At 62.1% G+C, this 13240-nt stretch carries 14 protein-coding genes; 7 read left to right on the top strand and 7 right to left on the bottom strand.

Going from position 1 to position 13240, the window contains the following annotated elements:
• The first annotated feature begins 3 nt into the window (after window positions 1-3).
• On the top strand, window positions 4-315 hold the full coding sequence (locus tag AO064_RS14295) for a YqfO family protein (RefSeq protein WP_064053748.1): 312 nt from the start codon (window positions 4-6) through the stop codon (window positions 313-315).
• A 468-nt stretch (window positions 316-783) separates the two neighbouring features.
• Window positions 784-1062 carry a DUF6124 family protein gene (locus tag AO064_RS14290; RefSeq protein ID WP_064053747.1) on the top strand — a complete coding sequence of 93 codons (279 nt, stop codon included), beginning with the start codon at window positions 784-786 and terminating at the stop codon, window positions 1060-1062.
• A gap of 102 nt (window positions 1063-1164) precedes the next feature.
• On the opposite strand, the gene nagE is transcribed toward AO064_RS14290, so the two are convergent.
• From nagE to AO064_RS14255, 7 genes are all read right to left on the bottom strand, one after another.
• On the bottom strand, window positions 1165-2871 hold the full coding sequence (nagE, locus tag AO064_RS14285; protein ID WP_064053746.1) for an N-acetylglucosamine-specific PTS transporter subunit IIBC: 1707 nt from the start codon (window positions 2869-2871) through the stop codon (window positions 1165-1167).
• Window positions 2872-2898: 27 nt separating this feature from the next.
• Complete coding sequence (gene ptsP / locus AO064_RS14280) at window positions 2899-5412, bottom strand: phosphoenolpyruvate--protein phosphotransferase (protein WP_064053745.1); 2514 nt, start codon at window positions 5410-5412, stop codon at window positions 2899-2901.
• Between the two features lie 36 nt (window positions 5413-5448).
• The gene (locus AO064_RS14275; RefSeq protein WP_064053744.1) at window positions 5449-6459 is read right to left on the bottom strand and encodes an SIS domain-containing protein; all 1011 of its coding nucleotides are present in this window, start codon (window positions 6457-6459) and stop codon (window positions 5449-5451) included.
• Window positions 6452-7558 (bottom strand): N-acetylglucosamine-6-phosphate deacetylase, encoded by a 1107-nt coding sequence (gene nagA / locus AO064_RS14270; RefSeq protein ID WP_064053743.1) that lies wholly within the window; start codon window positions 7556-7558, stop codon window positions 6452-6454. The genes AO064_RS14275 and nagA overlap by 8 nt, the downstream gene beginning before the upstream one ends.
• A gap of 10 nt (window positions 7559-7568) precedes the next feature.
• Window positions 7569-8327, bottom strand: coding sequence for a GntR family transcriptional regulator (locus AO064_RS14265; RefSeq protein WP_064053742.1), 759 nt, complete (start codon window positions 8325-8327; stop codon window positions 7569-7571).
• A gap of 262 nt (window positions 8328-8589) precedes the next feature.
• A complete protein-coding gene (locus AO064_RS14260) occupies window positions 8590-9093 on the bottom strand; it encodes a L,D-transpeptidase family protein (RefSeq protein WP_064053741.1) in 504 nt (167 codons plus the stop codon).
• A gap of 37 nt (window positions 9094-9130) precedes the next feature.
• A complete protein-coding gene (locus AO064_RS14255; RefSeq protein ID WP_043205844.1) occupies window positions 9131-9679 on the bottom strand; it encodes an NUDIX hydrolase in 549 nt (182 codons plus the stop codon).
• A 146-nt stretch (window positions 9680-9825) separates the two neighbouring features.
• On the opposite strand from AO064_RS14255, the gene AO064_RS14250 reads away from it, so the two are divergent.
• From AO064_RS14250 to purT, 5 genes are all read left to right on the top strand, one after another.
• Window positions 9826-10428, top strand: coding sequence for a CoA pyrophosphatase (locus AO064_RS14250; RefSeq protein WP_015885706.1), 603 nt, complete (start codon window positions 9826-9828; stop codon window positions 10426-10428).
• Window positions 10429-10464: 36 nt separating this feature from the next.
• On the top strand, window positions 10465-10989 hold the full coding sequence (locus AO064_RS14245; protein ID WP_015885705.1) for a gamma carbonic anhydrase family protein: 525 nt from the start codon (window positions 10465-10467) through the stop codon (window positions 10987-10989).
• The gene (locus tag AO064_RS14240) at window positions 10986-11201 is read left to right on the top strand and encodes a DUF1289 domain-containing protein (protein ID WP_064053740.1); all 216 of its coding nucleotides are present in this window, start codon (window positions 10986-10988) and stop codon (window positions 11199-11201) included. The genes AO064_RS14245 and AO064_RS14240 overlap by 4 nt, the downstream gene beginning before the upstream one ends.
• A gap of 240 nt (window positions 11202-11441) precedes the next feature.
• Complete coding sequence (locus AO064_RS14235) at window positions 11442-11909, top strand: VUT family protein (RefSeq protein WP_064053739.1); 468 nt, start codon at window positions 11442-11444, stop codon at window positions 11907-11909.
• 69 nt (window positions 11910-11978) lie between these two features.
• Entirely contained in the window at window positions 11979-13160 is a 1182-nt protein-coding gene (gene purT, locus AO064_RS14230) for a formate-dependent phosphoribosylglycinamide formyltransferase (protein ID WP_014719785.1), read from the top strand.
• Window positions 13161-13240: the final 80 nt, after the last annotated feature.

The following is a 13240-nucleotide window of genomic DNA, read 5'->3' as shown; positions in this document are numbered from 1 at the left end:
GCGGTGTACAAGCTCAGCTTCTTCGTGCCCGACAGCCATGTGGAGACGGTGAAAACCGCCGTCTTCGCAGCTGGCGGCGGGCGCATCGGCAACTACGACAACTGCGCCTGGCAAGTGCTGGGCCAGGGCCAATTCCGCGCGCTGGACGGCAGCCTGCCGTTTATTGGGCAAGTTGGCCAGGTTGAAGTGGTTGAGGAATGGAAGGTTGAGCTGGTGGTGGCGGATGAGTTGATCGTGGCTGTCGTGGCTGCACTCAAGCTTAGCCATCCGTATGAGACACCGGCGTATGAGGTGTGGCAGTTAGCGGATTTTTGATCTGTTGGCTGTAGAAACAAGAAACCCGCTGGGCCAGTTTGGTCAGCGGGTTTTTTGTTGGCTGTGAGGGCCAATCGCAGGCAAGCCAGCTCCCACATTCGACCGCGTTTATCCTGAAGGAATGCAGTCGAATGTGGGGCTTGCTCGCCAAGGCGTTGGGACAGGCGCGTCAGATCTTTCCCACAAGCCTTTCAGGTTGTCCCTCGGAACTCACCTCACTAACCTTTGCCAGTCGCTGCCAATTCAGTGACCGGGACTGCAAGCCCGCCGAAACCTCACCAGTTAGTCACAAGCGCCTTTATAATTGCGGCGCTTTTTCATGGTCGCCATTTATGGTGGCTGTGTGCGGGAGACCTTCGGGTCTACCGAGACTTGCTGGTGACTCTCGGTCTTGCAGGCCCGCGCACAGCTGCCACCCATCATCTGCAAGTGATGCTGGTAGCTCTAACTTCACACCAGAGGTTTACCATGATCAAAGACAGTCCAAATCCCCCATCTGACCCTCAACCCACCGACCAACTCTTCACCGTACGGCTCAGCCTCGATAGCGAAACTTTACTCGCCAATGCCGCCCAGGATATTGCGTCGGTACAGGCGCTGACGGCTCACTTGGCTTTTGAAGTAGGCGGTGTCCAGCGAGATGTCGTGCTGGGAATTCATCGGATGCTGGAAGGCATCCAACTGATGGTGGATCGGGTGTTGGATTTGAATGAGGTGCCCGAACTCAAATCATCGGGCGCCAGCTAAGCCCATTCGCGAGCAAGCCCACTCCTACATTTTGAATGTATTCACAGATCAAAATGTGGGAGCGGGCTTGCTCGCGAAAGGGACAGTTCAGGCAATAAAGATTTAAGCCCCTGCCCCAATTTCACGGCCACTGACCAGTCGCTCCAATGCCTCGCCCAACCCTAAGGCCTTGTCACCAATCAACAGGTGCCAAACACCGCTTTCCAGCTGGCTAACACCCTGGCAACCCAGAGCGGTCAGGTCAGCTTCAGACAACCCCGAATCATCCCCCAACTCCACCCGCAACCGGGTCATCGCCACCGCTTCCAACTGCCGCACATTCCCCCGGCCACCCAAGGCGCTCAGCCATTTCTCGGCTTCCTGCACATTCACCGCCAGCGGCTTATCCACAGGCGCAACCGTCACAGGTGTACTGGCAACAAACGAAGGCATGGCCAAGCGAATCTCATCGGCAATGCTATCGGCCATCGGCCCGACCACCACCTGCAAACTTCCGCCGTTGCCTGGCCGCACTACCGCCATGGCACCCAGGGCTTTCAGCTCCGCGTCCACCGCCTTGTTGCGATCCACCATGTCCAACCGCAGGCGTGTGGTGCAGGCGCCGACGCTCAGCAGATTCTCTGCGCCGCCCAGGGCTTGGATGTATGCCGTGGCCCGCTGGTTATCCGTCATCACCTCAGCCTGCACCACCTGGATATCTTCCCGGCCCGGCGTCTTCAGGTTGAAGCGACGAATGCAGTAGTTGAACACGCTGTAGTAGACCACCGCGTAGGCCAACCCCACCGGGAACACCAGCCAGCCATTGGTGGACTTGCCCCAACCCAGCACCATGTCGATAAACCCACCGGAGAAGGTAAAGCCCAGGTGGATATTCAGCATATTGGTGACAGCCATCGACAGGCCCGTCAGCACGGCGTGAATCAGGTACAAAAACGGCGCAAGAAACATAAACGCAAATTCAATCGGCTCAGTCACCCCGGTCAAGAACGAGGTCAGCGCCATCGACAGGAAAATCCCACCCATCACCTTGCGTCGTTCCGGCAATGCATTGCGGTACATCGCCAAACACGCAGCCGGCAGGCCGAACAGCATCACTGGGAACATGCCGGTCATGAACTGGCCGCCTTTGGGGTCGCCTGCAAAGTAGCGGGTCAGGTCACCGGTCACGACCGCCCCGGTCACCGGGTCGGTAAAGGTGCCAAACACAAACCACGCCATGTTGTTGAGGATATGGTGCAGGCCGGTAACGATCAGCAGGCGGTTGAACACGCCGAACACGAACGCCCCCAGGCTGCCGCTTTCCATCAGCAAGACGCCGAAGCTGTTGATGCCATGCTGGATCGGCGGCCAGATCAAACCAAAAATAACGCCCAAGCCGACCGCCGAAAACCCGGTGACAATCGGCACAAAACGCCGCCCACCAAAGAACGCCAGGTACTCCGGCAATTTGATGTCCTTGAAGCGGTTATACAGCCCGCCCGCCATCAGGCCGCTGGCGATCCCCGCGAGCATGCCCATGTTGATGGTGGTGTCCATCACCTTGAGCGTGGAGACCATCACCAGGTAACCAATCGCCCCGGCCAGCCCCGCCGTGCCGTTGTTGTCGCGGGCGAAACCCACGGCAATGCCGATGGCGAAGATCAGCGCCAGGTTGGCGAAGATCGCTTGCCCGGCGTCGTGCATCACCGCGATGTTGAGCAAGTCGGTGTCGCCCAGGCGCAGCAAGAGGCCGGCGATTGGCAGGATCGCAATCGGCAGCATCAGGGCGCGGCCGAGGCGTTGCAGGCCTTCAATAAAATGTTGGTACATGGCGTGTCTCCTTTTTTCTTGTTGTTGTCAGCTCAGCGGCCAGTGGTGTTGACAGGCTTGGCGAACGGCCTTGGCGCTGCTCAGGTCGAGCAGGCCCTGGCTCAGTTGCCGGCATTGCGCCGCATCCAGGTGGCGGACGCGGTCCTTGATTTCGCCGATCTGCAGCGGGCTGACGGACAGCTCGCTGACCCCCAGGCCAACCAGCACCGGTGTGGTCAGCGGGTCGGATGCCAGGGCGCCACACACGCCGACCCAACGCCCGTGTTTCGCAGCGCCCGCGCAGGTTTGGGCGATCAGCCGCAGCAGCGCCGGGTGCAACGCATCGACGCGGGCGGCGAGGCCGGCGTGGTCGCGGTCCATCGCCAGGGTGTACTGGGACAGGTCATTGGTGCCGATGGACAGGAAGTCTGCATACCGCGCAAGCTGCTCGGCCATCAGTGCAGCGGCGGGCACTTCGATCATCACGCCCAGTTCGGGGCGCTGGGTCAGCTCCAACTCCACGCACAGCTCATCCAGGCGTTGGCGGATGTGCAGCAGTTCATCGACCTCGCTGACCATCGGCAGCAGGATCCGGCAGCGCGCCAGCGGACTGACTTGCAGCAGGGCACGCAGTTGCTGGTCGAGCACGTCAGGGCGCACTTGGGCCAGGCGAATGCCGCGCAGGCCCAGCACCGGGTTGGCTTCGACGGGCAGCGGCAGGTAGTCGAGTTGCTTGTCGCCACCCACGTCGATGGTGCGGATGATCACTGACTTGTCACCCATGGCATCCAGCACGGCTTGGTAGGCGTGGCGTTGTTCCTGTTCATCGGGCGCGGTGCGGCGGTCGACGAATAGAAATTCGGTGCGCAGCAGGCCGACGCCATCGGCACCGTTTTCAAAAGCAACCTGGGCTTCGGCGCTGGAGGCGACATTCGCGGCGACCTCAATGCTCACACCGTCGGTGGTGTGAGCGGGTTGTTGGGCTTGGGCCTGTTGCTGCTGGCGCCGCAACTTTTGCGCGTCGCGAATCTGGTGCACTTCAGCGTGGCGCGCATCGCTGGGGGCCAGTTCCAGGCGACCGTTGGCGGCGTCCAGCACCACGCGTTGGCCCTGGGGCACGTCGAGTACGTCGGCGCCCAACGCCACTACGCAAGGCAGGCCTTTACCCCGAGCCAAAATGGCTACGTGAGAAGTGGCGCCGCCTTCGGCCATGCAGAGGCCGACGGCGTGTTGCGCACTCAGTTGCAGCAGGTCAGACGGCGTCAGTTCATGGGCGCTGACAATCGCCCCGGCCGGCAATTCGAAGTGCCAGGCTTCACCCAGCAATGCGCGCAGCACCCGTTGTTGCAGGTCACGCAGGTCATTGGCGCGCTCGGCGAACAGCGGTTTGCCCAGGGCCAGCAGCACTGCGCATTGCGCCTGGATTGCATCGCGCCAGGCATGGGTAGCCGCGCTGCCTTGTTCAATCGAGCCGGTCGCAGCTTCGAGCAAATTAGGGTCTTCCAGCAGCGCGAGGTGGGCGGCGAAGATGTCCTCTTCCTCGGTGTTCTTGCGCTGGCGGGCGTGGTCGAGGGTGCTGCGGATTTCACTGCGCACTTGCTCCAGGGCCGCGTCCAGACGCTGCAGTTGCTCATCGGCAGAGTGGTTGCCGGTGTCGGCAGGCAGTTCGATGCCGGTCAGGCGGAACAGCGGCCCGCAGACCAAGCCCGGCGCAGCACACACGCCTTGCAACACACCGACTTCGGTATTCGCCCGGCGCGGCGCGGGGGCTGCGGCGGGGGCGTGGTGTTCTTCTTTAATGACGGCGGACAAGGCCGCGACCAACGCCTGCAGCGCCGCCTCAGCGTCCTTGCCACGACAGCTCACACGGACCTCATCACCTTCGCCAATGCCCAGGCCCATCAAGCCAATCAGGCTGTCGCACGACGCCGACTTGTCGCCAAAATGCAGTTGCGCCTGACTGCTGAAACCCTGCGCGGCCTTGCGCACTAATGCCGCCGGACGCGCATGCAATCCGCCCCGATGGGTAATGCGTACGCTGGCGCTGGCTTCACCTGCCGAGTTATCCACAGGCGCTTCAGCCGACGCCGCCGAACGCGCCGCGATCTGCAACAACGGCTCGCCGACCTTGACCGTTCGCCCGGCAAGCGCACGCAATTCGAAGCGCTCGCCATTGGTCAGGATGATCAGGCTGACCAGGCTCTTGCACTGGCGCGCAATCCGGTCCAGGTCAAACTGAACCAGGGCTTGGCCCTGGCTCACCCGCGCGCCGTTCTTCACCAGCAAGGCAAACCCCTCGCCATTCAGTTCCACCGTATCGATGCCCACATGCATCAACACCTCGGCACCGTTCTTGGCGCGGATCGTCAGGGCGTGCCCGGTGCGCGCGACGTGGATGATTTCCCCGTCAAACGGCGCGTGCAGGCAATCATTCAGCGGGTCGATGGCAATGCCGTCGCCCATGGCGCCACTGGCGAACACGTCGTCGGGAACATTGCCCAGGGTCAGTACCGGCCCGCTGAGGGGCGCGCAGAGGGTCAGATCATTATTGTTGTTGGACATGGGCACGGTACTCATCAGGAAAACACGGCACTCGACTCAGTGAGTGCGAGTGACTTTGCTCAGGTGGCGCGGTTGGTCCGGGTCCATGCCCCGGGCGACCGCCAGGCCTGCGGCCATCACGTAGAAACTCTGGATCGCCAGGATCGGGTCCAGGCTCGGATGTTCGGCGCGGCTTAAAGTCAGGTCGCGTTCGGCGATATCGTCTGGCGCGGCCAGCAGCACGCTGGCGCCGCGTTGGCGCATGTCGGCGGCGAGGCTCAGCAGGCCGGCTTGCTCGGCGCCGCGTGGGGCGAAGACCAGCAATGGGTAGTTGTCACCGATCAACGCCATCGGCCCGTGGCGCACTTCGGCGCTGCTGAAGGCTTCGGCCTGGATCGCCGAGGTTTCCTTGAGCTTGAGCGCTGCTTCCTGGGCGATGGCAAAACCGGCGCCTCGGCCGATGACCATCAATTGCTGGCAATCGCGCAGGGCGTCGATGGCTGTGCTCCAATCCTGCTTGGCGGCTGTACGCAGTTCGTCGGGCAGGGCGCGGCAGGCTTCGAGCAAATCGGCTTCCTGGTTCCAGTGGCCGATCAACAACGCGCTGGCGCTGAGGGTGGCGATAAAGCTTTTGGTGGCGGCCACGCTGTGTTCCGGCCCGGCGCACAGCGGTATATGAAACTCGCAGGCGGTTTCCAAGGGCGAATCTTCGGCGTTGACCAGCGAAACGCTCAAGGCGCCACGTTTACGCAGCAGGCGCAGGCTGTTGACCAGGTCCGGGCTCTGGCCCGATTGGGAGAACCCAAATGCCACCTGGCCGCTGACTTTCATCGGCGCTTGCAACAAGGTCACCACGGACATGGGCAATGACGCCACCGGAATGCCCACATGCTGCATGGCCAAGTAGGCGAAGTAGCTGGCGGCATGGTCCGAGCTGCCACGGGCGATGGTCATCGCCACTTGCGGCGGCTGGCGGCGCAGGCGGCCGGCGACTTCCTCCAGCAACGGGTCCAGGCGTTGCAGCTGCGCCGCGACGGCGTCGCAGGAGGCCAGGGCCTCTTCAAGCATTTTTGAAGTCAATGGTTTCTCCTTCGACCATTACGTCGGTGAGTGTCAGGGAGCGGTCCAGGCGCACGCAGTCGGCAAAACTGCCGGGTTGCAGGCGGCCGCGTTCTTCCAGGCCCAAGTAGTCCGCAGGAAATTGCGACAGGCGTTGTGAGGCTTCGCTGATGGGCAGGCCGATCTTCACCAGGTTGCGCAGCGCCTGGTCCATGGTCAGCGTGCTGCCGGCCAGGGTGCCGTCGGCCAGGCGCACGCCGCCCAGGCATTTGGTCACGGTGTGGCTGCCCAGCTTGTATTCGCCATCGGGCATGCCGGCGGCGGCGGTGGAGTCGGTGACGCAGTACAGGCAGGGGATCGCGCGCAGTGCCACGCGCATGGCGCCGGGGTGGACGTGCAGCAGGTCGGGGATCAATTCGGCGTACTGGGCGTGCGCCAGCGCGGCGCCGACGATGCCCGGCTCGCGGTGATGCAGCGGGCTCATGGCGTTGTACAAATGGGTGAAGCTGGTGGCACCGGCGGCGAGGGCGGCGACGCCTTCTTCATAGCTGCCCAGGGTGTGGCCGATTTGCATGCGCACGCCGCGTTCGCTGAGGGCGCGGATCAGCGCATCGTGGCCGGCGATTTCCGGCGCGATGGTGATCACCCGGATCGGCGCCAGGCGCAGGTAGGCTTCCACTTCGGCCATCAACGCGGTGTGGGCGAAGTTGGGTTGGGCGCCGAGTTTGCCTGGGTTGATGTAGGGACCTTCCAAGTGCACGCCGAGCACACGGGCGCTGCCTGTAGGACGTTGCTCGCAGAAGGTACCGAGCTGGCCGAGCACGCGGGAGATTTCATCCACCGGTGCCGTCATGGTGGTGGCCAGCAGCGAGGTGGTGCCGAAACGCACGTGGGTGCGGGTGATGGTCTCGAAGGCTTCAACGCCTTCCATGATGTCCTTGCCGCCACCGCCGTGCACATGCAGGTCGATAAAGCCGGGCAGCAAGTAGGGCAAGTCGTTGTCAGCCGGGTCGCACGGCGCGCCTTCGATGGCGACGACCTTGCCGTGCTCGTGCACCAGGCGGCCGCGAATCCAGCCGCTGGGCGTGAGGATGTTGTCTTCGGACATGGGCAGTTCTCTAAATTCGCAGTTCAGCGGAATAGTCATGGCGGCGCAGTTCTGCGACGAAGTCGTAGTAGTCGTTGCGGCAGTAGGTGTCGGTGATTTCAATCGGCGTGTTGTCGGCGGTGTAGCCGACCCGGGTCATCAGCAGCATGGCGGTGCCGGGAGCAATGCCTACCAGCTTGGCGAACTCGTCCGAGGCATTAATGGCCTGGATGTGCTGCAGGGCACGCACGACGGGCTTACCGATGCTTTCCAGGTATTCGTACAGCGAATTGCCGATGGCTTGCGGGTGGGGCAGCACGGAGGCGGGCATGGCGGTCATTTCAATCGCCATGACCGTGTCATCGGCTTTGCGCAGGCGTTTGAGGCGCGCCACTTTGTCGGTGGGCGACAGGCCCAGGCGGATCAGCTCTTCGTGGGTCGGCGGGGTGATATCGCGCTCCAGCCACTGGGAGGTGGGGACAAAACCCTTCAGCCGCAGCATCTCGCTGAAGCCCGACAGGCGTGACAACGGTTGTTCCAGGCGCGGCGTGATAAACGTGCCGGAGCCTTGGCTGCGGCGGATGAGGCCTTGGGCAAACAGCACTTCCAGCGCTTTACGCGCAGTCACTCGCGAAATACTCAACTGCTCGCTGAGGGCGCGCTCCGACGGCAGTGCCTGTTCGGATTTCCACTGGCCAGCATGGATCGCCGCTGCGAGGTTGCGCGCCAGTTGCAGGTACAGCGGCGTGGATTGTTTGTCGTCGGGACGCAGCGTCAGGATGGGGTTCATCTGTGAGGTTTCCGATGCGGTTATTGGAGTGTTGTCGCCCGGTATGGGTCGGAAATTAATACCACTTAAATACCATGTCAATGCTGCCAAAACGGTGCAAGCACCGGTTTTAGGGCGCTCTATTGGTGCCTGATGTAAAGTGGTATTAGAGAGGTCTTTATCGCGCGCAGAAGTGCGCAGCCCGCACGGTGAACTGGTATTCACCGGCAGGCGCTGCCAGGGGCAGGAATTATTTTCAGATTATTTTACGAACGGTACGAGATTACGGCCGAATCTCGATCAGGGTGCCGTCTTTGACCATGTTCCAGACTTCACGCATATCCACATTGCGCATGCCGATGCAGCCGTCGGTCCAGTCCAGGGTGTGGAACCACTGCTCCGGGTAATCCTCGGTGTCGGGGGTGCCGTGGATCATGATCATGCTGCCCGGCTTCACGCCTTCGCGGCGGGCGCGGGCGGCGTCGCTGATATTCGGGTAGGAGATGTGCATGGCCAGGTTGAAGCGCTCGCTGGTCTTGCGCCAGTCGATCCAGTACAGGCCCTCCGGCGTGCGGCGGTCGCCCTCGATCAACTTGTGGCCCTTGGGGTTTTTGCCCAGGGAAATACGGTAGGTCTTGAAGGGCTTGCCGTCGTTGATCAACTGCAGCTGGTGGGCGGACTTGAGCACCAGGACTTTTTCGACGGTTTTACCGCCCAGGGTTTCCACGGTGGAGGCCGATGACAGGGTAACGAACGACAGGCAGATAAGAGCAAGCAACCAACGCATTGAAACGGTATCCCTTTAAAGGCCATCTGCCGGAGTGTTATGGGGTGGGCTTGCCCATTGGCGGCACGGCCTCGCTGCGCACCGGGAACGACTGTTGCCGACGGTCAGCGAAAAAGTATTCTAGGGTACGCCCCACGGTGCGGAAAGCCAGCTCGGACCAAGGGATGTCGGCTTCGTCGAACAACTGCACTTCAAGGCTTTCGGGGCCGGCGGCGTAGTCCAGGTCCACCAGCTCGGCGCGGTAGAAGATATGCACCTGGTTGATGTGCGGCACGTCGATCAGCGTGTAGAGGCTCAGGTTGTGCACGCGGGCGCAGGCTTCTTCCAGGGTTTCGCGGGCGGCGGCCTGTTGCACCGTCTCGCCGTTCTCCATAAACCCTGCGGGCAGGGTCCAGTAACCCAGGCGCGGCTCGATGGCGCGGCGGCACAGCAGCACTTTATCACCCCACACCGGTACGGTGCCGGCGACGATATTGGGGTTCTGGTAGTGGATGGTCGAGCAGTGATCACACACAAAGCGCAGGCGGCCGTCGCCTTCGGGGATGCGTTGGGTAACCGGTTTACCGCACTGGCTGCAGAAATTCATGCTGGGGTTCCTGGAAAGTGCGTCTATCTTGGCGTGACGGGCAGGGCGCTGCAAGTTGTCGTTTAGCGACACTGCGCGGGTTTTGGGGTTGGGCACCCGCACGCTTTGGTGCATGATGCAAGGTAGCCAACAGACCGAGATGACTCATGCTGGACGAGCTACTTCGCCGGGTAAGCAATCACACGCCGCATACGCTGGAAACGGACGGACGTTTCCCCGAGGCCGCTGTATTGGTGCCGATTACCCGCAGTGACGAACCTGAGCTGATCCTGACCCTGCGCGCCAGCGGCCTGTCGACCCATGGTGGCGAAGTGGCCTTCCCCGGCGGGCGCCGCGACCCCGAAGACCCGGACCTGATCTTCACCGCGCTGCGCGAGGCTGAAGAAGAAATTGGCCTGCCGCCTGGGCTGGTCGAAGTGATCGGCCCCCTGAGCCCGCTGATCTCCCTGCATGGCATTCGCGTCACGCCGTATGTGGGCGTTATCCCCGATTACGTCGAATACCTGGCCAACGATGCCGAGATTGCCGCCGTTTTCAGCGTGCCGTTGGACTTCTTCCGACAGGATCCGCGCGAACATACCCATCGGATTGATTATCAGGGCCGCAGTTGGTACGTGCCCAGCTATCGGTTCGGCGAATACAAGATTTGGGGGCTGACGGCAATCATGATCGTCGAACTGATCAATCTGCTCTATGACGACGCTCAGATCAGCTTGCATCAACCGCCCAAGAGCTTCATCAATACCTAAGCCATCGTTTGAATGGCAATGCCGTGAGGGAAAACCATGAAATACCGCCTGGGCGACGCCCGTGTCGAGACTCATCCACAGAGCTGGGTGGCACCGAACGCCACACTGGTGGGCAAGGTCAAGCTGGAGGAGGGCGCCAACGTCTGGTTCAACGCGGTGTTGCGTGGCGACAACGAACTGATCCTGATCGGCAAGAACAGTAACGTGCAGGACGGTAGCGTGATGCACACCGACATGGGCTACCCGCTGACCCTGGGCACCGGCGTGACCATTGGTCATAACGCCATGTTGCATGGTTGCACTGTCGACGATTACAGCCTGATCGGCATTAATGCTGTGATCCTCAACGGCGCGAAGATCGGCAAACATTGCATCATCGGCGCCAACTCGCTGATCGGCGAAGGCAAGGAAATCCCGGATGGTTCGCTGGTGATGGGCTCGCCGGGCAAGGTGGTGCGTGAACTGACCGACGCGCAAAAACGCATGCTCGAAGCCAGTGCTGCGCACTATGTGCACAACTCGCAGCGTTATGCGCGTGACCTGGTTGAGCAGGAAGCATGAGCCCCATTGAACGCCCCGTCGCCTCGCCGTGCGTGAGCATTTGCGCGCTGGACGATGACGACATGTGCACCGGCTGCCAGCGTACGGTGGATGAGATCACGCGTTGGAGCCGCATGGACAATGCCGAGCGCCGAGTGGTGTTGGGGTTGTGCCATGAGCGGGCGGTGGCGAGTGGGTTGGTGTTTATGGTCTCCGGGGAATCCGGTGCCTGATTTGTAGTGAGCGGGCTTGCCCCGCGCTGGGTGGCGAAGCCGCCCCATTTCAGGCTCTGAGTTTTTCCAGTTAGAACTGAGTGCCTGGGTTTGGGGCGGCTTCGCCACCCAGCGCGGGGCAAGCCCGCTCACCACAAGAAGCCCGCTCACCACAGCAAGCCCGTTCACCACAAGAGGTCCGCTCGCTACAAGGGTTGCTGTGAAGTACCCTGTGCGGCATCAGCCACAGGTCCGTCCTCCATGCTCTTCCTGATCGCCTACATCAGCAGCGTCGTGCTGATCAACTTCGCCTTCTCCACCGCCCCGCACCTGGACGTCATCTGGTCCGCCTGGGGTGGCCTGGTCTTCATCTTGCGCGACATGGTGCAAACCCGCTTCGGCCACGGTTCAATCATTGCCATGCTGGCGGCGCTGGTGCTGTCGTATGTCACGTCCGACCCGGCCATTGCCCTGGCGAGCGCCACGGCGTTCGCAGTGTCCGAGTGCATCGACTGGCTGGTGTTCAGTATCACCAAGCGCCCGCTGCACGATCGCCTGTGGATAAGTTCAGCACTGAGCATTCCCCTCGACACGTTTATCTTCTTCGGCCTGATCGGCGCGCTCACCCCGGCCGTGGCGGGCACCGCGCTGGTATCGAAATTCGCCGGGGTCACGGTGGTGTGGCTGATCATGGCTTGGCGAATCCGCAAGCGGGCCGTCGCCAACTGAGGCCAATTTTTACAGTTCATGTAAAATGCCCGCCTTTCTCCCCATGATCCGCTCCCCTGAGGACCTGAGATGACCCGAATCGGAACTCCATTGTCGCCAACCGCGACCCGCGTTTTGCTGTGTGGCTGCGGTGAGCTGGGCAAGGAAGTGGTAATCGAACTGCAACGCCTGGGCGTTGAAGTGATTGCCGTGGATCGCTACGCCAACGCGCCGGCCATGCAGGTGGCGCACCGTAGCCACGTGATCAACATGCTCGACGGCGCCGCCCTGCGTGCGGTGATCGAGGCGGAAAAACCGCACTTCATCGTGCCGGAAATCGAAGCCATCGCCACCGCCACCCTGGTGGAACTGGAAGCTGAAGGCTTCACCGTGATCCCGACCGCGCGTGCTACCTCGCTGACCATGAACCGCGAAGGCATCCGCCGCCTGGCCGCCGAAGAGCTGGACCTGCCGACCTCGCCGTACCACTTCGCCGATACCTTCGAAGACTACAGCAAGGCCGTCCAGGACCTGGGCTTCCCGTGCGTGGTCAAGCCGGTGATGAGTTCGTCGGGCAAGGGCCAGAGCCTGCTGCGCAGCACAGACGATGTGCAGAAAGCCTGGGACTACGCTCAGGAGGGCGGTCGTGCCGGTAAAGGGCGTGTGATCATCGAAGGCTTTATCGACTTCGACTACGAAATCACCCTGCTGACCGTGCGTCACATCGGTGGCACCACCTTCTGCGCGCCAGTCGGTCACCGTCAGGAGAAGGGCGACTACCAGGAATCCTGGCAGCCGCAGGCCATGAGCCCGATTGCCCTGGCCGAGTCCGAGCGCGTTGCCAAAGCGGTGACCGAGGCCCTGGGCGGTCGCGGCCTGTTTGGCGTGGAGCTGTTCATCAAGGGTGATCAGGTGTGGTTCAGTGAAGTGTCGCCGCGCCCGCATGACACCGGCCTGGTGACTCTGATTTCCCAGGACCTGTCGCAGTTCGCCTTGCACGCTCGCGCCATCCTGGGCCTGCCGATCCCGTTGATCCGTCAGTTCGGGCCTTCGGCTTCGGCGGTGATTCTGGTGGAAGGGCAGTCGACCCAGACCGCGTTCGCCAACTTGGGCGCCGCGTTGAGCGAGCCGGACACGGCGTTGCGCCTGTTTGGCAAGCCGGAAGTGAATGGCCAGCGTCGCATGGGTGTGGCGCTGGCGCGGGATGAGTCGATTGAAGCGGCTCGGGCGAAGGCTACTCGTGCTTCCAAGGCTGTTGTCGTAGAGCTTTAAACCGCGTCGCGCCCATCGCGGGCAAGCCCGGCTCCCACACTTGAATGAGTTCACAAGTCAAAATGTGTGAACCCGATCAA

The sequence above is a fragment of the Pseudomonas marginalis genome, assembly GCF_001645105.1.
Lineage (GTDB): Bacteria > Pseudomonadota > Gammaproteobacteria > Pseudomonadales > Pseudomonadaceae > Aquipseudomonas > Aquipseudomonas petroselini.
Note: the sequence above shows the minus strand (reverse complement) of the source record. Positions and strands in the feature narration are given on the sequence as shown.